This is a genomic window from Mesorhizobium sp. AD1-1 (assembly GCF_020164655.1).
GTDB lineage: Bacteria > Pseudomonadota > Alphaproteobacteria > Rhizobiales > Rhizobiaceae > Mesorhizobium > Mesorhizobium ciceri.
In genome coordinates this window covers 423,312-445,644 of record NZ_JAIUGP010000002.1, presented here as the reverse complement: position 1 = coordinate 445,644, position 22,333 = coordinate 423,312, and the positions used below count along the sequence as shown (strand labels likewise).

The 22,333-nt window shown below is 64.4% G+C and carries 25 protein-coding genes; 14 read left to right on the top strand and 11 right to left on the bottom strand.

Going from position 1 to position 22,333, the window contains the following annotated elements:
- The first annotated feature begins 1 nt into the window (after window position 1).
- Genes LB519_RS05690 through LB519_RS05680 form a run of 3 tightly spaced genes read left to right on the top strand, consistent with a single transcriptional unit; the run spans window position 2 to window position 3,482 of the window.
- Window positions 2–694, top strand: a complete 693-nt coding sequence (locus LB519_RS05690; RefSeq protein WP_024504048.1) for a response regulator transcription factor — start codon at window positions 2–4, stop codon at window positions 692–694.
- Window positions 685–2,286, top strand: coding sequence for an ATP-binding protein (locus tag LB519_RS05685; RefSeq protein ID WP_127365620.1), 1,602 nt, complete (start codon window positions 685–687; stop codon window positions 2,284–2,286). Before LB519_RS05690 ends, LB519_RS05685 begins: the two co-directional genes overlap by 10 nt.
- Window positions 2,287–2,315: 29 nt before the next feature.
- Window positions 2,316–3,482, top strand: a complete 1,167-nt coding sequence (locus LB519_RS05680; protein ID WP_224618973.1) for an NAD(P)/FAD-dependent oxidoreductase — start codon at window positions 2,316–2,318, stop codon at window positions 3,480–3,482.
- Between the two features lie 76 nt (window positions 3,483–3,558).
- Here the strand turns inward: LB519_RS05680 and LB519_RS05675 are convergent, their stop codons facing one another.
- The gene (locus tag LB519_RS05675; RefSeq protein WP_224618972.1) at window positions 3,559–3,984 is read right to left on the bottom strand and encodes a GNAT family N-acetyltransferase; all 426 of its coding nucleotides are present in this window, start codon (window positions 3,982–3,984) and stop codon (window positions 3,559–3,561) included.
- Window positions 3,985–4,112: 128 nt separating this feature from the next.
- On the opposite strand from LB519_RS05675, the gene leuD reads away from it, so the two are divergent.
- The 6 genes from leuD (at window position 4,113) to LB519_RS05645 (ending at window position 8,455) form a co-directional block, all read left to right on the top strand.
- The gene (gene leuD / locus LB519_RS05670) at window positions 4,113–4,718 is read left to right on the top strand and encodes a 3-isopropylmalate dehydratase small subunit (protein ID WP_013528787.1); all 606 of its coding nucleotides are present in this window, start codon (window positions 4,113–4,115) and stop codon (window positions 4,716–4,718) included.
- A 69-nt stretch (window positions 4,719–4,787) separates the two neighbouring features.
- The gene (locus LB519_RS05665) at window positions 4,788–5,717 is read left to right on the top strand and encodes a hypothetical protein (RefSeq protein ID WP_224618970.1); all 930 of its coding nucleotides are present in this window, start codon (window positions 4,788–4,790) and stop codon (window positions 5,715–5,717) included.
- Between the two features lie 220 nt (window positions 5,718–5,937).
- Window positions 5,938–6,321 (top strand): RidA family protein, encoded by a 384-nt coding sequence (locus LB519_RS05660; protein ID WP_224618968.1) that lies wholly within the window; start codon window positions 5,938–5,940, stop codon window positions 6,319–6,321.
- A 13-nt stretch (window positions 6,322–6,334) separates the two neighbouring features.
- Entirely contained in the window at window positions 6,335–6,685 is a 351-nt protein-coding gene (locus LB519_RS05655) for a VOC family protein (RefSeq protein WP_224618965.1), read from the top strand.
- A 173-nt stretch (window positions 6,686–6,858) separates the two neighbouring features.
- Entirely contained in the window at window positions 6,859–7,962 is a 1,104-nt protein-coding gene (leuB, locus tag LB519_RS05650) for a 3-isopropylmalate dehydrogenase (RefSeq protein WP_013528791.1), read from the top strand.
- Between the two features lie 4 nt (window positions 7,963–7,966).
- Complete coding sequence (locus tag LB519_RS05645) at window positions 7,967–8,455, top strand: GNAT family N-acetyltransferase (RefSeq protein ID WP_224618964.1); 489 nt, start codon at window positions 7,967–7,969, stop codon at window positions 8,453–8,455.
- On the opposite strand, the gene LB519_RS05640 is transcribed toward LB519_RS05645, so the two are convergent.
- On the bottom strand, window positions 8,445–9,155 hold the full coding sequence (locus tag LB519_RS05640; RefSeq protein ID WP_063169563.1) for a DUF805 domain-containing protein: 711 nt from the start codon (window positions 9,153–9,155) through the stop codon (window positions 8,445–8,447). The genes LB519_RS05645 and LB519_RS05640 overlap by 11 nt on opposite strands.
- Window positions 9,156–9,272: 117 nt before the next feature.
- Window positions 9,273–11,147, bottom strand: coding sequence for a DEAD/DEAH box helicase (locus LB519_RS05635; RefSeq protein WP_224618962.1), 1,875 nt, complete (start codon window positions 11,145–11,147; stop codon window positions 9,273–9,275).
- A gap of 197 nt (window positions 11,148–11,344) precedes the next feature.
- Between LB519_RS05635 and LB519_RS05630 the strand changes: the two genes are divergently transcribed.
- Together LB519_RS05630 and LB519_RS05625 are read left to right on the top strand one after the other, a co-directional pair.
- The gene (locus LB519_RS05630; RefSeq protein ID WP_167355191.1) at window positions 11,345–11,494 is read left to right on the top strand and encodes a hypothetical protein; all 150 of its coding nucleotides are present in this window, start codon (window positions 11,345–11,347) and stop codon (window positions 11,492–11,494) included.
- Between the two features lie 107 nt (window positions 11,495–11,601).
- Window positions 11,602–12,636, top strand: a complete 1,035-nt coding sequence (locus LB519_RS05625; protein WP_013528795.1) for an aspartate-semialdehyde dehydrogenase — start codon at window positions 11,602–11,604, stop codon at window positions 12,634–12,636.
- 156 nt (window positions 12,637–12,792) lie between these two features.
- On the opposite strand, the gene LB519_RS05620 is transcribed toward LB519_RS05625, so the two are convergent.
- Window positions 12,793–13,200 carry an ACT domain-containing protein gene (locus tag LB519_RS05620; RefSeq protein ID WP_013528796.1) on the bottom strand — a complete coding sequence of 136 codons (408 nt, stop codon included), beginning with the start codon at window positions 13,198–13,200 and terminating at the stop codon, window positions 12,793–12,795.
- 188 nt (window positions 13,201–13,388) lie between these two features.
- Between LB519_RS05620 and LB519_RS05615 the strand changes: the two genes are divergently transcribed.
- From LB519_RS05615 to LB519_RS05605, 3 genes are all read left to right on the top strand, one after another.
- Complete coding sequence (locus tag LB519_RS05615; protein ID WP_127367180.1) at window positions 13,389–14,294, top strand: bestrophin family protein; 906 nt, start codon at window positions 13,389–13,391, stop codon at window positions 14,292–14,294.
- A 121-nt stretch (window positions 14,295–14,415) separates the two neighbouring features.
- Complete coding sequence (locus LB519_RS05610) at window positions 14,416–14,826, top strand: DoxX family protein (RefSeq protein ID WP_027162877.1); 411 nt, start codon at window positions 14,416–14,418, stop codon at window positions 14,824–14,826.
- Between the two features lie 134 nt (window positions 14,827–14,960).
- Window positions 14,961–15,224 (top strand): YMGG-like glycine zipper-containing protein, encoded by a 264-nt coding sequence (locus LB519_RS05605; protein WP_013528799.1) that lies wholly within the window; start codon window positions 14,961–14,963, stop codon window positions 15,222–15,224.
- Between the two features lie 84 nt (window positions 15,225–15,308).
- Here the strand turns inward: LB519_RS05605 and rpsP are convergent, their stop codons facing one another.
- From rpsP to LB519_RS05570, 7 genes are all read right to left on the bottom strand, one after another.
- Window positions 15,309–15,710, bottom strand: a complete 402-nt coding sequence (rpsP, locus tag LB519_RS05600) for a 30S ribosomal protein S16 (protein WP_013528800.1) — start codon at window positions 15,708–15,710, stop codon at window positions 15,309–15,311.
- Between the two features lie 37 nt (window positions 15,711–15,747).
- Window positions 15,748–16,074 carry a chorismate mutase gene (locus LB519_RS05595; protein ID WP_013528801.1) on the bottom strand — a complete coding sequence of 109 codons (327 nt, stop codon included), beginning with the start codon at window positions 16,072–16,074 and terminating at the stop codon, window positions 15,748–15,750.
- A gap of 7 nt (window positions 16,075–16,081) precedes the next feature.
- Window positions 16,082–17,692 (bottom strand): signal recognition particle protein, encoded by a 1,611-nt coding sequence (gene ffh / locus LB519_RS05590; RefSeq protein ID WP_024504031.1) that lies wholly within the window; start codon window positions 17,690–17,692, stop codon window positions 16,082–16,084.
- Window positions 17,693–17,982: 290 nt separating this feature from the next.
- The gene (locus LB519_RS05585; RefSeq protein WP_224618961.1) at window positions 17,983–18,933 is read right to left on the bottom strand and encodes a CPBP family intramembrane glutamic endopeptidase; all 951 of its coding nucleotides are present in this window, start codon (window positions 18,931–18,933) and stop codon (window positions 17,983–17,985) included.
- A gap of 170 nt (window positions 18,934–19,103) precedes the next feature.
- Window positions 19,104–19,703 (bottom strand): DUF1236 domain-containing protein, encoded by a 600-nt coding sequence (locus LB519_RS05580; RefSeq protein WP_027162879.1) that lies wholly within the window; start codon window positions 19,701–19,703, stop codon window positions 19,104–19,106.
- A 63-nt stretch (window positions 19,704–19,766) separates the two neighbouring features.
- Window positions 19,767–20,864: a putative zinc-binding metallopeptidase gene (locus LB519_RS05575; RefSeq protein ID WP_024504028.1), complete on the bottom strand. Its 1,098-nt coding sequence runs from the start codon at window positions 20,862–20,864 to the stop codon at window positions 19,767–19,769.
- A 91-nt stretch (window positions 20,865–20,955) separates the two neighbouring features.
- On the bottom strand, window positions 20,956–22,203 hold the full coding sequence (locus tag LB519_RS05570) for a flavin monoamine oxidase family protein (RefSeq protein ID WP_013528806.1): 1,248 nt from the start codon (window positions 22,201–22,203) through the stop codon (window positions 20,956–20,958).
- Window positions 22,204–22,333 lie beyond the last annotated feature (130 nt).

Below are 22,333 nucleotides of genomic sequence, written 5' to 3'. Positions count from 1 at the left end.
CATGCCGCATCACATCCTCGTCGCCGACGATGACCCGCACATCCGCGAGGTGATCTGCTTTGCCTTGGAGAAGGCCGGCATGAAAACGACAGGGGTGGCCGACGGTGCCGCCGCCTTGCAGGCAATCGGCCGCCGGGCACCGGACCTCGTCGTGCTCGATATCGGCATGCCGGAAATGGACGGGCTGGAGGTCTGCCGGCGGCTGCGGCATATATCCGATGTGCCGGTGCTGTTCCTCTCTGCGCGCGACGAGGAGATCGACCGCATCCTCGGGCTCGAAATGGGCGGCGACGACTATGTGACGAAACCATTCAGCCCGCGCGAGCTGGTTGCCCGCGTCAACGTCATCCTGCGGCGCGCCCGCCCGGCGGCGCCCGAACCGGCCGACGACAGGCAGTTTTCGCATGGCAAACTGGCTCTGGCGCCGGCCAGCCATACCGCCAGCTTCGACGGCAAGCCGTTATCGTTGACAGGAATAGAGTTCTCGATCCTGAAGGGGTTCCTGGCGCGGCCGGCGCATGTGCTCGACCGCGACGCGGTGACGGCCAGCGCCTATGCCGCAAACATCCACGTCGCCGGCCGCACCGTCGACAGCCACATCCGCAACATCCGCGCCAAACTGGCAGCCGTGGGTTGCCCTAATGTCATCGAGACGGTGCATGGCGTCGGCTTCCGGCTTGGCCGATGCGGCTGACGGCCTCCAGCAAATGGATCGGCCGCAAATGGCGGCCACGGCTTGCCACGGTCGTCGTCGCCATCCTGATCATGGTGATGGCCTTGCCACTGGTCGGCCTGTTCTTCTTCCGCCTCTACGAGAACCAGCTGATCCGCCAGACCGAGGCGGAGCTGATCGCGCAAGGCGCTGCCATCGCCGCCATCTATGCGCGGGATGTACGTGACGCCGGCATCCCACCGGAAAAGCTCGGTGCGCCGATGCCGGAGCCAAGTGGGGATTCAAGCCGCAGCGTCAATCCGGACCCGCTCTACAGGCCAATCGAACCGCAGCTCGATCTTGCCTCGGATTATGTCCTGCCGACCCGGCCGGCGGCGATGCCGGCGATCGTCGATCCCGCCTTCGCGGTGATCGGCGCGCGCCTGTCCGGCATCCTCGACGCCACCCAGAAAACCACGCTGGCCGGCTTCCGGCTGCTCGACCCCCGGGGCGTCGTCATTGCCGGGCGCGGCGAGGTCGGCCAGTCGCTCAGTGCGGTCGAAGAGGTGCGCACAGCACTTGCCGGCCACTATGCCAGCGCGCTCAGGCTGCGCATTCCCGACCAGCCGACGCCACCGCTCTATTCGGTCAGCCGCGGCACCAAGGTGCGTGTCTTCGTCGCCCTGCCGGTCGCTGTCGACGGCCAGGTCGCCGGCGTCGTCTATGTGTCGCGGACGCCCAACAACATCATCAAGCATCTCTATGGCGAACGTGGCAAGGTGACGTTGGCGGCGATCGCCATTCTCGGCGGCACGCTGCTCATCGGTCTCATCTTCCTGCGCACCGTCAGCCGGCCGATCTATGCGCTGATCGACCGCACCGAGCGCATCGCCGCCGGCGACCGCACGGCCATCCGGCCGCTCGACCACCACGGCACGCGAGAGATGGCGGAGCTGTCCGCAGCCTTCCTCGACATGGCCGAGAAGCTTCAGGCGCGGTCGGACTCAATCCAGACTTTCGCCACCCATGTCTCGCATGAGCTCAAATCGCCGCTGACGGCGATCCAGGGCGCGGCCGAATTGCTGCGCGATTCCGGTGGCGCGATGGACGATGCGGAGCGGCGGCGTTTCTCCAACAATATCGTCACCGATGCGGGACGGCTCAATCTTCTGGTGCGGCGCCTGCTCGACCTGGCGCGCGCCGAAAACCTGGCGCCGAGCGGCGAAAGCACATCGCTCGGTGCGGCACTGTCGCTGCTGCCCGTCGATAGCAGGCTCACGGTTAGCATCGGGGCCGGCGGCGACATCAGATTGCGCATATCGGCCGAGAACGCGGCTATCGTGCTGGCCAATCTCATCGACAATTCGGCCAGGCATGGCGCGACGCAGGTTTCTGTCTCCGCTACGAGCGCCGGCGGCAAGGCGAGCATCCTGGTCAGCGACGACGGTGCCGGCATTTCGCCGAGCAACCGGGCGCGCATTTTCGAGCCGTTCTTCACCACGCGGCGCGAACAGGGCGGCACCGGCATGGGGCTTGGCATCGTGCTGGCCCTCCTGAAAGCGCATGATGGTATGATCGCGCTGGTTGACAGCGAGCGCGGCACGCGCTTCGAGGTCATTCTGCCGGTGGCGTGAAGGACACTATCGGCCGGATCGGAGAGAACATGCGCTACGACATCGTCATCATCGGCGGAGCCATCGTCGGCTCCTCGGTCGCCTATTACCTGCGTGAGCAAGGGTTTTCCGGCACGATCGCGCTGATCGAGCGTGATCCGCAATTCGCGCATGCGGCAACGACGCTGTCCATGGCCTCGATCCGCCAGCAATTCTCGATCCCGGAAAACATCCGCCTGTCGCAGTTCACGCTGAAACTGTTCCGGCGGCTGAAGGAAGAGTTCGGGGATGACGCCGATATCGGCTTTCGCGAGGGCGGCTACCTCATCCTTGCCGGCGAGGACGGCTTGCCGATCCTGAGGAGCAATCACCAGGCGCAGATGGCCGAGGGCGCCGACATTGTGCTGGAGGACGCGGATCAGCTGGTGCGCCGGTTCCCATGGCTGTCGACCGAGGGCATTTCAGCCGGCGCCTATGGCCGCAGCGGCGAAGGCTGGTTCGACGCGCATGCAATGCTGACGCTGTTCCGCAAGGCGCTGCGGCAGAAGAAAGTCGATTTCATCGCCGCAGATGTCACCGGCATCGCGCGCGATGGCAACCGCGTCACGGGAGTGAGCCTGGGCAATGGCGAGACGCTGGAGGCTGGCATCGTCGTCAACGCCGCCGGCCCTAACGCCGGCAAGGTGGCTGCCATGGCCGGGCTCGAGCTGCCGGTCGAGCCGCGCAAGCGCAATGTCTTCGTCTTCGAGGCGCGCGAGAAATATGCCGACATGCCGCTGCTGGTCGATCCCTCCGGCATCTATGTCCGTCCGGAAGGCTCGGTCTACCTCACCGGCGGCGCCGAACCGGAGGAAGGCGACTGCGCACCAGATCCCGGCGACTTCGAGGTAAACTGGCCACTGTTCGAAGAGGTGATCTGGCCGGTGCTGGCGACCCGTATTCCCGCCTTCGAGGCGATCAAGCCGACCCGTGCCTGGGCCGGCCACTACGACTACAACACGCTCGACCAGAACGCGGTGATCGGTCCGCATCCCGACGTCGGCAATTTCCTGTTCGCCAACGGCTTTTCCGGCCACGGCCTGCAGCAGGCGCCAGCAGTGGGCAAAGCGCTGGCCGAACTGATCGTGCATGGCGGTTATCGCACGGTGGATTGCTCGGCGTTCGGGTATGAGCGGGTGGCGGAGGGAAGGGCGTTCCGGGAATTGAATGTGATTTGAGCGGGCAAAGGGAAGGTCCTTTTTGACGCTGGCGCGAAGGATCGCTACGGTTGCGGAAGAGTATTTCGAGCGAGCCTCAGCCCTTGCGGTCGAACCAGAAGGCGTCGGCCATGCGCTTCATGCCGATACGTTCGTAGAAGCCGACGGCATCGGGCATGGAGATCAGGCTGATGGCGACCGATGCTCCAAGCTGCCGGCGCGCCTCGTCCATCAGGCCCTTGCCGATGCCGAGCCCCTGTGCCGATCGGGAAACGGCGAGTTCGGAGATGTAGCAGACCCAGGAGAAGTCGGTGATCGCCCTGATGACGCCGATCAGCGGCTTGCCCTGAATATCAAGGCGCGCGGTCAGCACCAGATTGGCGCCCGACAGCATCGCCCGCAGCCGCGCTTCATCATCGATCGGCCGTGTTTCGCCGAGGCCGGATTCGACCAGCACGCGACGGAATTCGGCGATGTCGAGCGCGGGTTCTCTGTTGTAGAGGACGTGTGCGTTTTCTGCCATGGCCGCCAGATTGCACCATCGGGCCGGCTTGTGCCACCATGCACGAACAGTTGCCTTTTATTTGCCGCCGGCTTTGTGTAAACCGGGCCTCAGCAAATTCCCCCGCAACGAAAACACGGGCAAAAGCCATGGAAAAATTCACCAAGCTCACCGGCGTCGCCGCTCCGATGCCGATCGTCAATGTCGACACCGACATGATCATCCCGAAGGATTATCTCAAGACGATCAAGCGCACCGGGCTCGGCACTGGCCTGTTCGCCGAAATGCGCTACAAGGACGACGGTTCGGAAAACCCGGATTTCGTGCTCAACAAGCCGGCCTACCGCAAGGCACAGATCCTGGTCGCCGGCGACAATTTCGGCTGCGGCTCCAGCCGAGAGCATGCGCCGTGGGCGCTGCTCGACTTCGGTATTCGCTGCGTCATCTCGACCTCGTTCGCCGACATTTTCTACAACAACTGCTTCAAGAACGGCATCCTGCCGATCACCGTCAGCCCCGAGGATCTCGAGAAGCTGATGGACGACGCCTCGCGCGGCTCCAATGCCACGGTGTCGGTCGACCTCGAAGCCAAGGAAATCCGTGGGCCGGATGGCGGCGTGGTCAAATTCGACCTCGACGACTTCAAGCGGCACTGCCTGCTCAACGGGCTCGACGACATCGGCCTGACCATGGAGAAAGCCGGCGCCATCGCTTCGTTCGAGAAGCGCAACGCCGAACAGCGCCCCTGGGCCTGAGCGGCGCGCTCCGGACGGATGAATCTGGCCTTTCGGGCCGGTTCGCGGCGACTGAGTGGAGGGACAGTCATGACACGTTCGCTTCTTGCCGGCCTTTGCGGGCTGGCCTTGTTGCTGGGGCAAATCGCCAGCGCGTCTGCGCAGACCCAGACGCCCGCCACACAGCCGGCCCCGGCGACGGAGCAGCCGTCCGCCGATCAGGGGACGAACGCCGCCGATGCTTCCGATGACGACAAGCAAGCTCCCGTCCCATTCGAAGGCGGCACGCTGACCATCACCCAGAAGGAACAGTACGGCGAGAAGGTGCTCGCCTATGACGGTCAGCAGCTGGCCAGCAATTACGATGTCTTCTTCGACAAAACAGTCGAGGTCGGCGGCGTCAAGGTGGCGCTGTTCGATGTCGGCGACGGCGGCAACCAATGCGGGCCGGCGACGGTGATCGTCTGGAAACCGGAAGGCGGCACGATCCAGAGCACCACGGTCGAGCAGGACCAGTGCGGCGCGCCGCCCTCGGCGGTGTCCGACAACGCCATCTATTTCGTGCCCTACCTGTTGCCGGGAGATCAGAAGCCGGCTTTGCAATGGTCGCCGACCGACGGGCTGACGATTTCGGGCAATCTTACCTACATGCCGGAACCCGGAACGGACTGGAAAGACATCGATCCGGAAAAGTACCAGAACATCATCGACGCCTTCCACAATGAGGCCGTCTACACGGAAGCGGAAAAGCTGCTCGGCAAGGACATGCCCGACATGGCGACCAGCCTGCTGGTCGGCGGCGGCACCGAAAAGACCGCTTCGGGCGCCTTCTACGCCAGCGGCTGCGTGCCGCATGACTGCGGCGGCAATGACGGCTTCATGGCGGTCGACCCGGCCCAGCACAAACTCTACTTCGCCCGCCGCGGCGACAATGGCCAGCCGCAGGCGTGGCCTGATGTGGCGACATGGCCCGCGGATGTGAAGGCGGCGTTGGACAAGGCGCTGGGGGCGGCAAATTAAAGCTTTAGCGTTGCGCAGCACCCCCTCGCTTTCGTCATCCTATGGTCTGCGCCGCGTCGCTACGCTCCTTGCTCCGCCATAGGATGACGACGGAAGGGATGCTTCAACCAATCTCGGAGGTTCGCGCTTCGCTTCCGGGATAACAGTTTGCCTGGCTTGGCCCACGACCCGCGCCGTTCCGCCTGCTAATGCTGGCCGAAACCCAAGCAAGGCCCCTCATATGCGCAAACTCATCTCCACCGGTTCGCCGTTCGAAAAGACCGCCGGCTATTCGCGGGCCGTGGTGCAGAGCGACTGGTGTTTCGTGTCCGGCACCACCGGCTATGACTACGCGACGATGACGATGCCGGAGACGGTGGAGGCGCAGACGCGCAATTGCCTGGCGACGATCGGCAAGGCGCTGAAGGAAGGCGGCTTCGAGATGGCTGACGTGGTGCGGGCGCATTACTACGTCACCGACCAGGCCTTCGTGGATGTAGTCTTCCCGATCCTCGGCGAGGCGTTCGGTGACATCAGGCCGGCAGCGACGATGATCGTCTGCCAACTCAACAAACCGGAAATGAAGATCGAGATCGAGGTGACGGCGCTGCGGCGCACGGCCTGAAGGGCGACCGACGATGAAAGTCCAGCGCATCGTTGCCAATATCGAGACAGCGGATGTCGCGGCGGCGAAGCGTTTCTACCAGGATGTGCTCGGCCTCGACCTGCTGATGGATCTCGGCTGGATCGCAACCTACGGCTCCGATGAAACGATGCAGGTGCAGGTCAGCTTCATGGCGCAAGGCGGTTCCGGCACGCCGGTGCCCGACCTCTCCATCGAGGTCGACGACGTGGATGCGGCGCTCGACGCCATGCAGGCGGCCGGCTTCGCCATCGAATACGGACCGGCCGACGAGCCCTGGGGCGTGCGGCGCTTCTACGTCCGCGATCCGTTCGGCCGGCTGATCAACATTCTCTCGCATCGGTAGACGGCCACAGGACGCTTCCGACGCTGGCGGGACAGAAGGATCTCGGCGCTCGTCCCCTTGCATGCAACTCGCTTGGCGTTTAGCAAGACCGCGGTCGCACAGCGACGCGCGCCTTTTGAGGCGCAAAGGACGCTGTGCAAATCGAAACACATTCTTTCCAGGACGGTTTCTCCATGGCAACGAAGCATCTTTTCCTGCTCCCCGGTGACGGCATCGGTCCTGAGGCCATGGCCGAGGTCAAGAAACTGATCGCGGTCATGAACGACAGGCTCGGCAGCGGTTTTGCCACCGATGAGGGGCTGGTCGGCGGCTGCGCCTATGACGCGCATGGCGCGGCGATCTCCGATGCCGACATGGAAAAGGCGATGGCGGCCGACGCGGTGCTGTTCGGCGCCGTCGGCGGTCCGAAATGGGATGCGGTGCCCTATGAGGTGCGCCCGGAAGCCGGCCTGCTGCGCCTGCGCAAGGACATGGAGCTATTCGCCAATCTGCGCCCGGCCATCTGCTATCCGGCGCTGGCGGCGTCCTCCTCGCTCAAGCAGGAGGTGGTCGAAGGTCTCGACATATTGATCGTGCGCGAGCTGACCGGTGGCGTCTATTTCGGCGAGCCCAAGCAGATCATCGATCTCGGCAACGGACAGAAGCGCGGCATCGACACGCAGGTCTACGACACGTTCGAGATCGAGCGCATTTCGGGCGTCGCCTTCGAACTCGCGCGCACCCGCAAGAACCACGTCACCTCGATGGAAAAGCGCAATGTGATGAAGTCGGGCGTGTTGTGGAACGAGGTCGTCACCCAGACCCACAAGGCGCGCTATTCCGACGTCAAGCTCGACCACATGCTGGCCGACGCCGGCGGCATGCAGCTGGTGCGCTGGCCAAAGCAGTTCGACGTCATCGTCACCGACAATCTGTTCGGCGATATGCTGTCCGATATCGCCGCTATGCTGACCGGCTCGATCGGCATGCTGCCGTCGGCCTCGCTCGGCGCGCCTGACGTGAAGACCAAGAAGCGCAAGGCGCTCTACGAGCCGGTGCACGGTTCGGCGCCCGACATTGCCGGCAAGGGCATTGCCAACCCGATCGCCATGATCGCCTCCTTCGCCATGTGCCTGCGCTATTCCTTCGGCATGGTCGATGAAGCCGACCGCGTCGAAGGCGCGATCGCCGCCGTGCTCGACGCGGGCCTGCGGACGAAAGACATCATGTCCGATGGCATGACCGAGGTCGGTACGGTTGAGATGGGCGACGCGATCATCGCCAAATTCCTGGGCTGATACCGTGACGGTCGGCGTCCGCTGGGCGACGATCGAGGACGCGACGACGCTCGCGACCATGTTTTGCGAGATGGCGGAACATTATCGGCAACCGCCTCTCGATGCCGACCGGGCCCTGTCTGCGGCACGAAAATGGCTTGGCGAGGAAAGCCCGGCCTATCCGCATTTCGCGCTCGCCTTCATCGAGGGCGAGGTCAGCGGCCTGGCGTCGGTGGCGATCGCGCATCCCGGTATCGATCTCGAGCGGCTGCTGTTCCTCAAGGACCTGTTCGTGCGCGACAAAGCCCGCAACGCTGGTGTCGGCCGGGCGCTGATCGGCTTTCTCGCCGATCATTGCCTGCGCGAAGGCATCGGCCGTATCGACCTGACCAGCGAGGACTGGAACGAAGGCGCGCAGCGTTTCTACGACCGGCTTGGCGCAGAACGCCACGGCCAGAAGGTCTTTCTCAGGCTTTCGGGCGAAGCGCTGAAGGCGATCATCCCTAGACCCTGACGCCCGCCGGCACCGGTCCCCACTGGTTTTCGCGGGCCTGCGTCGGGATCAGCGCGAAGACCAGGATGATCAGGCTGCCGATGGTCGGGATCAGCACCACCAGATAAAGCCAGCCCGAGAGGCCGATGTCATGGATGCGGCGAACGGTCATGCCGAGGCTGGGCAGCAGTGTCGCCAGGACGAAGGTGCCGCAAAGGCCGACGGTTACCGCCGCCGATACGCTGCTGTCGAAATTGCCCATTTCGTTGTCGGCGAAAAGACCGATACCGCCGATGACAAGCAGCGAGACCACCCAGAACAGGAAATAACCCCAATATTCCTTGCGGCGGGCACGTCCGGCGAAATTGAAATAGTTCTGCGTCACGCCACGCCAGAAATAGCCCCAGAGATCGGTGGGCTCGGCCGGCCCGGAGGAACGGCCGAAATGCTGGGCCTGTGGCGCAGAAGCGGATGGTGCGTTACCGGCTTGAGTTGGCGCGGCGCTCGTACCAGCGTCGCCGGCCGGTGCAGCCGTCTCGGCGGCGATCAAAAAGACGTCGCGCGCCTGGCCGCCGCCCGCCTGGAATTCCACGCCCGCGCCCTTCCGCATAGTGGTTTCCCGGCGCAGGTTTTCGCGGGTGAAGGTGTAGCGGTTGCCGTCGGCTCCGGTGATGAAGCCGAAGCCCTGGACTTCGTCATAGTGAAGCACTTTGCCGCGCATTTGCCACCCCCACTTGCCACGTCCCTGCCAAGGTGTGGCACATGGCCGAACCGATGGGCAAGACCGCATCGGGATGCGGCCGGCGTCATGCGGGCGGATGAGGCTCGTTGCCCGGTCTTACGAAGGCCGCTTCTTCGCCTTCTTGTGCTTGGGTGCACCAGAGGTGTCGAATTTCGGCTTGCCCGGCTTCTTCGCCCATGGCTTTGCATCATGCGGGGCGGCCGGGCGCTGATCGGCTGCTGCCGGTGCACGTTTTTCGAATTTGCGCTTCGGCGCGTTGGGGTCGAACGGCGCCTTGCCGCGATGCGGCTTCTTGTCGGGGCTTGGCGGCTGATAGCCGGCGCGCGACAGATCGGGCGTACCGTCGAGCCGCTTCACCAGGATGTTGCCTTGCAGCTTCCGGTCGGGACCGATCGCGGCCAGGAAGCGGTCTGCCCAATCCGCCGCGATCTGCACGTAGGTCTCTTCCGGCTGCATCTTGATGGCGCCGATCTCTCGCTTCGAGATGCTGCCGGTGCGGCATAGCATCGGGATGAGCCAGCGCGGCTCGGCATTCTGCCGGCGCCCGATCGACAGCGAGAACCAGACGCTGTCGCCGAAATCGTCGCGGCGGCTGGGCGCCTCGTCGCGGCGCGCGAATCCTTCGCCCGCCGGTCTTTCACGCGACGGCGTGAAGGGCGCGATCTCCATGAGGTCCTCGGGGGCCGAGCGGCTGGCGCGGCACTGGCGCACGAAGGCAGCGGCCACCTGTTCGGCGCCATGCCTGGCGAGCAGTGCGTCGATGAAGGAGCGCTCGTCCTCCTTCACCGGCTCATCGAAAGCCGGATCGGCAAGGATGCGCTCGTCGTCGCGCCGCATCACGTCGTCGGCCGAGGGCGGGCTCGCCCATGTCGCCTTGAGGCCGGCGTTCTGCAACAGCCGTTCGGTGCGCTTGCGGGCGCTGTTGGGCACGATCAGCGCGCTGACGCCCTTGCGCCCGGCGCGGCCGGTGCGGCCGCTGCGGTGCAGCAGCGTTTCCGGGTTGGTCGGCAAATCGGCGTGGATGACCAGCTCAAGATTGGGCAGGTCGATGCCGCGCGCCGCGACATCGGTGGCGATACAGACTTTTGCGCGGCCGTCCCGCATCGCTTGCAGCGCATGGCTGCGCTCATTCTGGCTGAGCTCGCCCGACAGGGCGACGACGGAGAAGTTGCGGTTGTTGAAGCGCGCGGTCAGATGATTGACGGCGGCACGCGTGTTGCAGAACACCAGCGCGTTCTTGGCTTCGTAATAGCGCAGCACATTGATGATGGCGTTCTCGCGGTCGGGCTGGGCGACGCTCAGCGCCCGATATTCGATGTCGAGATGCTGCTTCTCCTCGCCGGCGGCCGAAATGCGCACCGCATCGCGCTGATAGCCCTGGGCGAGCGTGGCGATCGAGCGCGGCACCGTGGCCGAGAACATCAGCGTCCGGCGTTCGGCCGGAGCGGCGTCGAGGATGAATTCGAGGTCTTCGCGAAAGCCGAGATCGAGCATCTCGTCGGCCTCGTCGAGCACCACCGCCTTCAGCGCCGACATGTCGAGCGAGCGTCGGGTGATGTGGTCGCGCAGCCGGCCGGGCGTGCCGACGACGATATGGGCGCCACGCTCCAGCACCCGCCGCTCCGAGCGCATGTCCATGCCGCCGACGCAGGACGCCACGGTGGCGCCGGTCAGTTCGTAGAGCCATTCCAGTTCGCGCGTCACCTGCAAGGCGAGTTCGCGCGTCGGCGCCACCGCCAGCGCCAGCGGTGCGGCGGCGTGGCCGAAGCGCTCCGCGCCCTCAAGCAGGGTCGGCGCCAGAGCGAGGCCGAAGGCAACCGTCTTGCCGGAGCCGGTCTGCGCCGAAACCAGCGCATCGGCCTCGCCGAGCTCGGGCGCCACGACCGCCTTCTGGACGGGCGTCAGCTCGGAATAGCCGCGTTTCTCCAGCGCCCTGGCAAGCGCTGGAACAAGTGCTTCGAAGTTGGACATCTCACTCTTTCGGAATTTTAGGGTCGCGCTCATCACGGAGCACATGCCGGGGCGGGCCTCGCGCCAGCCAAACAATCTTGGCCGTTCGTACTTCGCGCAGCCGCGATTGTACAGGGCGCGCGCAAAACCAGGCGCCGCTCGGCAATTGACTCTTGACGCAAACCGCGTAAAAGCCGGCACCGAACGGGACAGTTTCGATGCGCGGCCTTTTGACGGCTCTTCCTGCATTCGATGCCCCCAGCCTCAATGCACATCATTGGGCCGGGCGCGTCGGCGCGTCTCCTCGTTTCAGCAAAACCGCATTCTTGGCCGAGAAAACTGGCAAAACCACCACCAAAACGGTGTGATTCCCTTGGCCTAACCACCCTCTCCCGGGTTCGGCCCGGGGGACGGAACCCGCAGCGGCCAGCGGGTTTCTCCAAAAACCAAGCGGAGAGGGACAGGAGATTTTTCGATGAGTTTCAAGGTAGCGATCGTCGGCGCCACGGGCAATGTGGGCCGGGAAATGCTCAACATATTGGAAGAGCGCGGCTTTCCGGTAAGCGAAGTCGTGGCGCTGGCGTCGCGGCGCAGCCAGGGCACGGAAGTGTCGTTCGGCGACCGCACGCTGAAGGTGAAGACGCTCGACCAGTATGATTTTTCCGACACCGACATCTGCATCATGTCGGCCGGCGGCAGCGTCTCCAAGGAATGGTCGCCGAAGATCGGCAAGCAGGGCTGCGTCGTCATCGATAATTCGTCGGCCTTCCGCTACGACCAGGACGTGCCGCTGATCGTGCCGGAAGTGAACCCGGACGCGATCTCGCTGTTCACGCGCAAGAACATCATCGCCAATCCGAACTGCTCGACGGCGCAGCTGGTGGTGGCATTGAAGCCACTGCACGATTTCGCCACCATCAAGCGCGTCGTCGTCGCCACCTATCAATCGGTGTCGGGCGCCGGCAAGGAAGGCATGGACGAACTCTTTACCCAGACCCGCGCGGTCTTCGTCGCCGATGGCGTCGAGGTCAAGAAGTTCACCAAGCGCATCGCCTTCAATGTCATCCCGCACATCGACGTCTTCCTCGACGACGGCTCCACCAAGGAAGAGTGGAAGATGGTCGCCGAGACCAAGAAAATGCTCGACCCCAAGATCAAGCTGACGGCGACCTGCGTGCGCGTGCCGGTGTTCATCGGCCACTCGGAAGCGGTCAACATCGAGTTCGAAAAGCCGATCACCGCCGACGACGCGCGGGATATCCTGCGTGAAGCCCCAGGCTGCCAGGTGTTGGACAAGCGAGAGGACGGAGGCTACATCACGCCGCTGGAATCGGCCGGCGAGGACGCCACCTTCATCTCGCGCATCCGCGAGGATTCGACCATCGACAACGGCCTGTCGATGTGGATCGTCTCCGACAATCTGCGCAAGGGCGCCGCACTCAACGCGGTGCAGATCGCCGAGCTTTTGGTCGAGCGCGGCCTGATCCAGCCGAAGAAGAAGGCGGCCTGACGGCTGATTTAGTTTTCGCTCACGGGCCGCACCGCCGCTAGCGCGGCTGGCCCGCGGTCGCGGGCTCCGCCCTCGGCCGGGATGCTGAAGGTTTGCGGAGCATTGATGAAGGCCAATCTCCCCCACGAGGGGGAGATCGGCAGCTTCGCCGATGCGCTACACTCGGTTGTCCTCGGCCAGCCCGATCAGCAGCTTCAGTGCCTCCTCCGCCCTATCGGCGGGAACGAACAGATGGTCGTGATAAAAGGCCGAAACCGGGTTCACGCCCATGCCGGCGGCGGCCAGGCGCGTGGTGATGGCGGCGAGGAAGCCGACGGCTTCCAGCGACGAATGGATGTTCAGCGTCAGCATCCGGCAGCGGAACGAAGCGGTCAGTGCCGCGGCGTTGGCCTCCTCCTCGGTCACGATCAGCGTCACACCCTCGCGCTCGCGAAACACCATCACCGGCTCAACGCCTTCCGGCTGAGGGACGCCGGGTGCCAGCGTGACGAAGACATAGGCGCCGGCGAGCAGCTCCGGTGTCATCGACGCCAGCAGTGTCTTGAGATCGGTTTCGCCGGCCATCTGTCTTCCCTCGCCTGCAAAAAACGGGCCGCAGCCCACGTGCTCTTCAATATCCGCGACCGGCGCGTGCCGATAGTCCAGGCGCTGCAAGGACGACATGGCGATGTCGCTGGCGGCTGGGCTTGCAGAGCTGTCGCATCGCACAATAGAGAAGCTGAGGGCCAGTGCCGGTCCGTGAAAGGCCTTCGATGATCGTTCGCCCGCGCCCCACATTCCTGCAGCTGTTCTTCATCATGCGCGGTTCGGTCGTGCCACGCATTCTGCCGCAGATATTGGGCTTCGCGCTTTATTCCGCGATCATCCTGGCCGCGGCGCGCCGGTTCCAGCTTGATTTCAGCGTCTTCAACATCACGCCTTTCGGCCTGGTCGGCGTGACATTGTCGATCTATCTCTCGTTCCGCAACAACGCCGCCTACGACCGTTGGTGGGAGGCGCGCAAGCTGTGGGGCGCGCTGGTCTTCGAAATGCGCAACCTGGCACGCGCCACCACCAGCCTCATCCCGAACCAGACCGAACAGCGCGCCTTGCTGATGGAAGCGCTCGCCTTCTGTCATTTCCTGCGCGGGCAGTTGCGCAAGATCGACAGCACGAAGGATGCCCGTGCCTTCATCGACGCCGAGGCGGACAAGGCAGCAGCCTTTTCCAATCCGGCGGATGAGATGGTCAGGCGGATGGGCCGGCGTGCCAATGCGCAGCGCCTGGCGGGCGACGTCGACACGATCGGCTTTCGTATCCTCGATGAGAGGCTCGCGTCGGTCGCGGCCATCCAGGCCGGCTGCGAGCGGATCGCCGGTACGCCCTTGCCGTTCGCCTACACGCTGCTGGTGCATCGCACGGCCTATATCGTCTGCCTGCTGCTGCCGATCGGCCTGATCTCGACCACCGGTTGGGCGACGCCGCTGTTCACCGCGCTGATCGCCTATACTTTCTTCGGCCTCGACGCGCTGTCGGAAGAGCTCGAGGATCCGTTCGGCACCGAAGCCAACGACCTCGCTCTCGACAGCCTCTGCCGTGTCTGCGAAATCTCGGTGTTCGAGGCGCTGGGCGAAACGCCGCCGAAGATGATCCCGGCGGAAAAGTTCTATTTTTCGTAGGCAAAGGCGCGCGGGCTTAGCGGGATTAAAAGAATCCTCCCCGCTGTCGGATCGCCGCTCCATGCCACGTCCTTGGTTCGACCCCAGCAAGAAGGGGATAGAACCATCAGGAGGGACCATCATGAGCATTTCCGAAACCGCGCCCGTCTCGCCGGGCGCTTTGTGGACCGGCCGCGCGCTCAGCGGCGTCATCGTGCTGTTCATGATCTTCGACGGCGCCATCAAGCTGCCGCCGCTCGATATCGTCATCCAGACGATGGTGCCGCTTGGCTGGCCGGCCGATCCGAATGTCGCGCGCATGCTTGGCGTCATCGGCCTGATCTCGACCGCTCTCTATGCGCTGCCGCGCACCTCGGTGCTCGGCGCCATCCTGCTCACCGCCTATATGGGCGGCGCCATCGCCACCAATGTCCGCGTCGACAACCCGCTGTTCTCGCACATTCTGTTCGGCGTCTATCTCGGCATTATCCTGTGGGGTGGCCTGTATCTGCGCGATCCCAGGCTCCGCGCGCTGATCCCGTTCAGCCGTTAGATCCGGATCGAAGCACCGCTTTCAACTCGAAGCCTGAACCCTTTGCCGGGCAATATCTCAGGGATCGAATCGCCGAGTTGCGAGTTAGAGATTCGCCCGGCGGCGGAGGCGGCTCCTATCGGAGAGGAACGACGATGAAGAAAACGATGCTTTTGATGGCGCTGCTGGTGCCGCTCGCCGCTTGTTCGCAAACGGAAAAAGGCGCGGCCGTAGGCGGCCTCGGTGGCGCTGCCGTCGGTGCGGCGGTCGCCGGCGATCCGGTTGAAGGCGCCGTCGTCGGTGGTGCTGTCGGCGCTGTTGCCGGCGCGCTGATCGGCCGGGCGAGCGAGCGTGGCGAATGCCGCTACCGCGATAGCCGTGGCCGCGTCTATATTGACCGCTGCCCGCGCGGCTATTGACCGGGCGGCTTTTACAGACAGGGTCGAATGAAAAAACGGCGGGCACATGGCCCGCCGTTTTCCTGGATGCGATAGAGCAAATACTTATTCGGCGGTTGCGGCTTCCGCCTCGGCCGGTGCAGCCGCGGCGGCGGCAACGGCAGCAGCGGCATCTTCCTGCGCCTTCTTCAGAAGAGCAGCGCGTTCCTGCGCCTTCTTGCCCGGCTCGGCCTTCTTCGGGTTGGAACGGGCGTCGCGCTTGACAAGGCCGGCCTCGTCGAGGAAGCGCAGCACGCGGTCGGTCGGCTGGGCGCCATGCGCCAGCCAATGCTTGACGCGGTCGGCGTCGACCTTGACGCGTTCGCCGTCCTTGGGCAGCAGCGGGTTCCACGAGCCGATGGACTCGATGAACCGGCCGTCACGCGGCGAACGGGCGTCGGCAATGACGACGTGGTAGTAAGGACGCTTCTTCGAGCCCGCACGGGCCAGTCGGATCTTCAACGGCATTTCTTTTCTCCTAAAAACTAAGTTCGTTGATTGGGTTTCAGTTGGTTTTCGTCACGCCGTTGGAAGCGGCGATCTGTTCGTGGTGGCGGATCACTTCGCGGACGACGAAGTTGAGGAACTTTTCCGCGAAATCCGGGTCGAGATGGGCATCCTTCGCCAGCTGGCGAAGCCGGGCGATCTGCTGCTGCTCGCGTGCCGGGTCGGCCGGCGGCAAGCCATGAGTCGCCTTCAGCACGCCAACCGCCTTGGTGCAGCGGAAGCGCTCCGCAAGCATGTGGATGAGGGCTGCGTCGATGTTGTCGATCGACGCCCGGTAATCTGCCAGGAGGGCGCGGGCGTCGGCCATGTCCTTTTCTTCGTTCATGGCGTCCTCACTTCTTCTTGCCAAGGCCGGGCAGCCCGCCACCGCCGAGGCCGGGAAGCCCGGGAAGTTTCATGCCGCCGGGCAAACCTGGCATGCCGCTGGGCAGGCCACCGCCGCCGGGAAGGCCTTTCATGCCGCCGCCTAGGCCGGCTGCCTGCGCCTGCTTCTGCAAGGCTTCGAGCTGCTTGGGATCCATCTTCGACAGGTCCGGCATGCCGCCGCCCATCATGCCACCCATACCGCCGGGCATCATGCCGCCGAGGCCCATCTTGGAGGCGAGGCCGCCCATCATGCCGCGCATCAGGCCGCCGCCTTTGCCCTTGCCGCCCATCGCCTTCATCATGTCGGCCATGCCGCGATGCATCTTGAGCAGCTTGTTGATTTCGGCCGCGTCGGTGCCGGAACCGGCAGCGATGCGCTTCTTGCGCGAATGCTTGAGCAAATCGGGATTGGCGCGCTCTGCCTTGGTCATCGACGAGATGATGGCGAGCTGGCGGCCGAACATCTTGTCGTCGAGACCGGCGGCGGCCATCTGGTCCTTCATCTTGCCCATGCCGGGCATCATGCCCATGATGCCGCCCATGCCGCCCATCTTCGACATCTGCTGAAGCTGGCCGGCGAGATCGTTCAGGTCGAACTTGCCCGACTGCATCTTCTTGGCCATCGCCGCCGCCTGTTCGGCGTCGATGTTCTCGGCGGCCTTTTCGACGAGCGAAACAATGTCGCCCATGCCGAGGATGCGGTCAGCGATGCGCTTGGGGTGGAATTCCTCCAGCCCGTCCATCTTTTCGCCGGTGCCGATCAGCTTGATCGGCTTGCCGGTGACGGCGCGCATCGAAAGGGCAGCACCGCCACGGCCGTCGCCGTCCATGCGGGTCAGCACGAGACCGGTGATGCCGACGCGCTCGTCGAAGCTCTTGGCCAGGTTGACGGCGTCCTGGCCGGTCAGCGAATCGGCGACCAGCAGGATTTCGTGCGGGCTCGATACCTTCTTGATGTCGGCCATCTCGACCATCAGCGGCTCGTCGATATGGGTGCGGCCGGCGGTGTCGAGGATGACGACGTCGTGGCCGCCGAGCTTGGCCGCCTGCACGGCGCGGCGCGCGATGTCGACCGGCGACTGGCCGTCGATGATCGGCAGCGTGGCGACCTTGACCTGTTCGCCGAGCTGGCGAAGCTGCTCCTGCGCGGCGGGGCGCCGCGTGTCGAGCGAGGCCATCAGGACCTTCTTGTTCTGACGCTCGGAAAGACGCTTGGCGATCTTGGCCGAAGTGGTCGTCTTGCCGGAACCCTGCAGGCCGACCATCATGATGACGACCGGCGCCGGGGCATTGAGATCGATGGCGACGCCTTCAGCGCCGAGCATGTCGACCAGTTCGTCATGAACGATCTTGACGACCATCTGGCCGGGCTTGATCGACTTGACCACGGCAGCGCCGACGGCCTTCTCGCGCACCTTGTCGGTGAAGGAGCGCACCACTTCCAGCGCCACGTCGGCTTCGAGCAGCGCACGGCGCACCTCGCGCAGCGCCGCCGAGACATCAGCCTCCGACAGCGCGCCGCGGCCGGTCAGGCCGTTCAGGATCGAACCAAGACGTTCCTGTAGCGATTCAAACATTCGTTTTCCTTTTCCCTGGCACCCGGATGGTGCCCGAGAGGTAATGCGTTCGCGCCCAGTGTCCAACCAAAAGTCCAAGCAAAAGCCAAAACCAAAAAGCACCCGGGGGCGCTCAGCGCTGCCGGGTGTTGGCCTCCAGGATCGATTTACAGCACTTCACCTCAAAGAGGTTTCGGCGTCCTGGTCGGCTTGCTCGGAGGGATACTCGTCGCGGAATTCGGGGCGTGTAGACAGGAAATCTGCGCAAGAGTCAAGACAAGGGCCGGGTAGCGTCATTCCCGGAGCCGCATTCAGGCCGTGCTCGCGCGGTCCGGAAGCTCGGCGGCGACCTTGAGCGGCGAGCGCGGATGCAAAAGCAGCCCGATGGTCAGCAGGCTGCAGGCGATGCCGATGAAGGCGATGAGAACCGCATCCGACGTTGCCCAGCCCGGTCCCTCGAGCGGCCTGGCGTTGAACAGGGCGAAGGAATTGTAGCTTTCCTGATGCGAGATCAGCAGGAAGCCGGTCAGGTTGTTGCCGAGATGAGCACCCAGCGCGGCGCCGAGATTGCCTGTTGCGTAAACGACAAGCGTCAGCAGCAGCGCGAAAGCGGCGATCGACGCCAGCACACAGGCGTTGATGGCTGGCGACGAACTCGCACTCCAATGCAGCGAGGTGAACAGCAGGGCCGGCAGCAGCGCCCAGATGAACGGGCTCTTGAACCGGCTGGCCAGCCCGCGCAGCAGGTAGCCGCGAAACAGCAACTCTTCCGACGAGGTCTGCAACAGAGTGAGCGCGGCGATCGGGATCGCAAACAGCAGCCAGGACGACAGGCTGATCGGGCCGCGCGCGATCTGCGGCTGCAAGAGATAGAGCAGGATTTCGGAGATCAACGAGGTGATCAGCACCGCGATCAGCCCCTTGAGGAAGCCGGACCACGAAACACGCCGGCTGTTGCCGAGCAGCGCCGACAGCTTCTCGCCATGCACCCAGCGCATCGCGACCCACAGGCCGATCCAGAGGCCGGCGAACGAGACGAGCGCGGTGAGAATGCCGATGGGCGAGGCGAGGAAACCCTGCATGCCGGATGATGGGGCCGCCTGCCGGGCGAAGAAGGCATAGGTGCCGCCGACCAGCACGGCCACGGTGGTTGCTGCCCAAAAAAGGACGACGATCCCCGTTCCGAGCAACAGGCGCGGCAAGGTCGTCCTGGCGTTCGGCGAATGCCTGTAGCGCTCGAAGGCGGCCGGATCGATGGTCACGCGGGCTCCTTTGCCAAACTCATCGCCTATTGACTAACCGACCGCCGGAAAAATCGGAAGTTTTCCGCAAAGGACAATGCTCAGAGCAGCGTCGGCGCACAAGAGGCGACGCTGCGGTGCCGCCTGCCGGCGGCCGCTGCTGTGGCAGCGGCCGCTTATGCCAATTGTCGTCAGCGCACGACGTACATGATGCGCCGGGTCTGCGGATCGATCAGCGCCCGCTGGCCGTTCACATAGACATAGCGGTAATTGTAGTCCGGAATCTCGCGCAGCTCGACGGTGTCGGGCAGGGTCGCGCCGGTGACCACTTCGCCTTCCAGATAGATGGGATCGAGGCGGTGCGTGTCGACATAGGTGCGGACTTCAGCCGGGGGCGGCGGGAAGTCATCGACGACCGGATCGCTGGCGATGATCGCGCCGGTATAATCGGTCGAGTAGTTGCCGATGTCCTCCGGCGGCGAGACGACAGCAACGCTGGCGCGCCGTTGCGTCAGCACCACCCGGCTGCCGCCTATATCGGCCGTCACATAGTCGGAATAGACCCAGCCCTGGCCGCCGGCCTCGGCTATGGTGCACCATTTGCTGTTTTCGATGCAGCCATTGAGCGTTGCCGACTGACCGGCGGCGAGCACGCCGATGACAGGGTATTGCGGGCCGGGTCCGGCGCGAACGTTAAGGTCGGTGACGGCTGAGACGGCGGTGTCGGCAAACGCGGCGCCCGACATCACGGTCAGCATTCCGGCGACCGCCGGAAACAACAGGGATTTCATGGTTTCTCTCCGTTTTCATGGTCCCTCGCCAGCGAAAACGGGGCAGCAGCTCATGCGTTCCCGCTAAAGCGCCTGTGCCAACTCACGATTTGTTCCCTGTTCTCCAGGCAAATCGGTCAGAAGTTCGTGAACGAAGTCCAATTTCCGCGCCGTGACGTCCGAAATGACAAAGGGATAGAGGTCCGGCAGGCCCATGCAGCGGTTGATCGAATTGGAGGCTTCCGACAGCACCAGCCAGCGGGCAAGGATCTTTTCGAAAGGCTCGGGCGCGGTCGGCGGCTCCGAGGGTGCCGCCTGCAATTCGCCGCCGGTGTCGCCGCGCGGCAAGTCGTTGGCCTCCACCGTCTCCAGCCGGCCGAGCGGAAAGTTCAGTGCGTGCACCATTTCCAGCGTGTCGGTGATGTGCAGGTGGTGAGCCCAGGTCTCGGCCCAGTCCTCCCATGGATGCGAGGTCGCATAGGCCGAGATGTGGCCTTGCTGCCAGTCGGGCGGCGCACCATTGGCATAATAGGCCTTCAGCGCCTGTTCGTAATCGGCGCGGTCATCGCCGAACAGTGCGCGGAAAGCTTCGAGCCGGTGCGGATCGTCGCGGATCAGGCGGTCCCAATAATAGTGCCCAAGCTCATGACGGAAATGACCGAGCAAGGTGCGGTAGTTCTCGCCCATCTCGACGCGGCGCTTCTCGCGCTCGGCCGAATCCGCCTCGGCGACGTTGAGCGTGATCAGGCCATTGTCGTGGCCGGTCAGGATCCGCTCGCCGCCGGGGCCGCCGCCGATCGGATCGGCGAGGAAGTCGAAGGCCAGCCCGATCTCGTCGGCGGGGTTCTGCTTGGGCGCCACCGGCAGCCCGAAGGCCAGCAGCGAATAGATGGCGCGCTTCTTCGCCGCTTCGACACGGATCCAGCGGCGGCGGTTGCCGTCGACGGAGAGATCCGGGATCAACTGGTTGAGCGCACAGGCGCGGCAAAAGGCGTGTCCGGGCTCGGCCATCCAGTTGCAGGCGCATTCATCGGCGTTGGTGCACTGGAAGATGCCGTCGGCGCTCGCCAGCGCGAAACAAGCGTGCTCGGGATCGTAGAGCACGGGGTTCCCGCAGTTCAGGCACTGGGCGTTCTCGAAATAGATGCGATGGCCGCAATGGGGGCAGTCGAAGAGTTTCATGTCGGTCTCAATTCACCGGAGGTGACATAGATGTTCACGGCGGCCCGTGCCCAACGCGAACAGCCGCGCGGCGTTCCACATTTTCCTGAAGCTATTTGGCCGCAAGCTGGGCGACAACCTGTCTTGCCACCGCTTCGCCCGACAGCCGTGCGCCGCCGCAGGTCTGCATCAGCGGGCCGGCCAAGTGCTCGCCGGCGAAGAAGATCTTGTCGGCCACCGGCTGCATGAGCGCGGCGCGCGCCAGGGAACGGCCAGGGCGGGCGGCGGCGTAGGCGCCGCGCACGAAGCGCTCGCCGCCCCAATTGGTCATCATGGCGCGTCCGACATGCTTGCGCGTATCGCCACCGAAGATGCCGCACAGCCGGTCGACGACGAAGTCGATGCCGGCCGCCTCGCCGGCCGCCGACATTTCCCAGGCGAAATCGCCGCCGACGAACCCGACCATCAGGTCAAGGTCGAACGGGAAGCACAGGAAATAGATGTCGTGCCTGGCCATCCGTTCGATCAGCAGGTCGTCGAAAGGCTGCAGCCCGAGCCTTGTGCCCGATATTTCGACCGGCAATTTGGTCAGCATGCCCATCGGCAGGTCGAAGAAGGCGCCAAAATGGGTGTCGGGCAGGGCCGGCGAGAACGCGATCTCCTCGAAGGCGAGCACCGCCGGCGAAGCGGTCACGATCACCGCTTTGGCGCGGACGGTGCCGCGATCGGTGACGCAGGCGACGCCGGGCACGTCCCACAGGATCTTACGCACCGGCGTCGACAGTTCGACCGGCACGCCGGCGCCGAAACGCGCCACCAGCGCGCCAAGGCCCTCCTTGCTGAAGTAGTTCGGGTCGAGATCGGCGGCGGCCTGGAAGTCCAGGATCGAGATTTCGTCCTCGTCGGCGCCGAAATCCATCGGCCCGGCGAAGGTGGCGGCGGCGCGCGGCGCATGGCCTTTTGCCAACAGCGCCGAAAGACGATCGTCATCTCCGTCCTTCACTTCATGCCTGGCCAGCAGTTCGAACAGCTTTGCGTCGGCGGCCTTCATGTCGGCTTCTTCCGCTTCGCTCGCCTTGCGCTCGCGGTAGTAGAGATGATCGACATTCATGTCGTGATGATGCAACGTCCAGCCTGCCACTTGCGCTTCGGGAAAATAGGGATTGCGGTCGGCGGCATGCAGCCAGGCGCAGCCGATGTCGAAAGGCACGCCGAAATGCTGGTCGCTGGTCCAGGCTCGCCCGCCGATTCTGTCCATCGCTTCGAGCAGCGTGAAGGAAAGCCCCGCCGCCTGCAGGGTTTTGGCAGCGGCAAGACCCGCCGAGCCGGCGCCGATGATGACGACATCAACGTCTTGCATGCAGCCCCCTTGCCACAATAATCACTTGATCCTAGGCAAATTCCACGGCATTCGCCAGCATTGCAGCGGTGACAGTGACAAGTGCGCGTTTCGCTGGCAAGTTCGCAATTGGGACGTGATTCAGGCAACC

What these genes read in the sequence shown, in the direction of transcription:
- LB519_RS05595 (WP_013528801.1), bottom strand. Translation starts at nt 16,074, where the DNA reads ATGAACGAAGAAAAGGACATGGCCGACGCCCGCGCCCTCCTGGCAGAT.
- LB519_RS05690 (WP_024504048.1), top strand. Translation starts at nt 2, where the DNA reads ATGCCGCATCACATCCTCGTCGCCGACGATGACCCGCACATCCGCGAG.
- LB519_RS05680 (WP_224618973.1), top strand. Translation starts at nt 2,316, where the DNA reads ATGCGCTACGACATCGTCATCATCGGCGGAGCCATCGTCGGCTCCTCG.
- LB519_RS05675 (WP_224618972.1), bottom strand. Translation starts at nt 3,984, where the DNA reads ATGGCAGAAAACGCACACGTCCTCTACAACAGAGAACCCGCGCTCGAC.
- LB519_RS05580 (WP_027162879.1), bottom strand. Translation starts at nt 19,703, where the DNA reads ATGAAATCCCTGTTGTTTCCGGCGGTCGCCGGAATGCTGACCGTGATG.
- LB519_RS05605 (WP_013528799.1), top strand. Translation starts at nt 14,961, where the DNA reads ATGAAGAAAACGATGCTTTTGATGGCGCTGCTGGTGCCGCTCGCCGCT.
- LB519_RS05635 (WP_224618962.1), bottom strand. Translation starts at nt 11,147, where the DNA reads ATGTCCAACTTCGAAGCACTTGTTCCAGCGCTTGCCAGGGCGCTGGAG.
- LB519_RS05620 (WP_013528796.1), bottom strand. Translation starts at nt 13,200, where the DNA reads ATGGCCGGCGAAACCGATCTCAAGACACTGCTGGCGTCGATGACACCG.
- LB519_RS05660 (WP_224618968.1), top strand. Translation starts at nt 5,938, where the DNA reads ATGCGCAAACTCATCTCCACCGGTTCGCCGTTCGAAAAGACCGCCGGC.
- LB519_RS05640 (WP_063169563.1), bottom strand. Translation starts at nt 9,155, where the DNA reads ATGCGCGGCAAAGTGCTTCACTATGACGAAGTCCAGGGCTTCGGCTTC.
- LB519_RS05630 (WP_167355191.1), top strand. Translation starts at nt 11,345, where the DNA reads ATGCGCGGCCTTTTGACGGCTCTTCCTGCATTCGATGCCCCCAGCCTC.
- LB519_RS05625 (WP_013528795.1), top strand. Translation starts at nt 11,602, where the DNA reads ATGAGTTTCAAGGTAGCGATCGTCGGCGCCACGGGCAATGTGGGCCGG.
- leuD (WP_013528787.1), top strand. Translation starts at nt 4,113, where the DNA reads ATGGAAAAATTCACCAAGCTCACCGGCGTCGCCGCTCCGATGCCGATC.
- LB519_RS05615 (WP_127367180.1), top strand. Translation starts at nt 13,389, where the DNA reads ATGATCGTTCGCCCGCGCCCCACATTCCTGCAGCTGTTCTTCATCATG.
- LB519_RS05665 (WP_224618970.1), top strand. Translation starts at nt 4,788, where the DNA reads ATGACACGTTCGCTTCTTGCCGGCCTTTGCGGGCTGGCCTTGTTGCTG.
- LB519_RS05575 (WP_024504028.1), bottom strand. Translation starts at nt 20,864, where the DNA reads ATGAAACTCTTCGACTGCCCCCATTGCGGCCATCGCATCTATTTCGAG.
- LB519_RS05655 (WP_224618965.1), top strand. Translation starts at nt 6,335, where the DNA reads ATGAAAGTCCAGCGCATCGTTGCCAATATCGAGACAGCGGATGTCGCG.
- LB519_RS05610 (WP_027162877.1), top strand. Translation starts at nt 14,416, where the DNA reads ATGAGCATTTCCGAAACCGCGCCCGTCTCGCCGGGCGCTTTGTGGACC.
- rpsP (WP_013528800.1), bottom strand. Translation starts at nt 15,710, where the DNA reads ATGCCGTTGAAGATCCGACTGGCCCGTGCGGGCTCGAAGAAGCGTCCT.
- leuB (WP_013528791.1), top strand. Translation starts at nt 6,859, where the DNA reads ATGGCAACGAAGCATCTTTTCCTGCTCCCCGGTGACGGCATCGGTCCT.
- LB519_RS05685 (WP_127365620.1), top strand. Translation starts at nt 685, where the DNA reads ATGCGGCTGACGGCCTCCAGCAAATGGATCGGCCGCAAATGGCGGCCA.
- LB519_RS05570 (WP_013528806.1), bottom strand. Translation starts at nt 22,203, where the DNA reads ATGCAAGACGTTGATGTCGTCATCATCGGCGCCGGCTCGGCGGGTCTT.
- ffh (WP_024504031.1), bottom strand. Translation starts at nt 17,692, where the DNA reads ATGTTTGAATCGCTACAGGAACGTCTTGGTTCGATCCTGAACGGCCTG.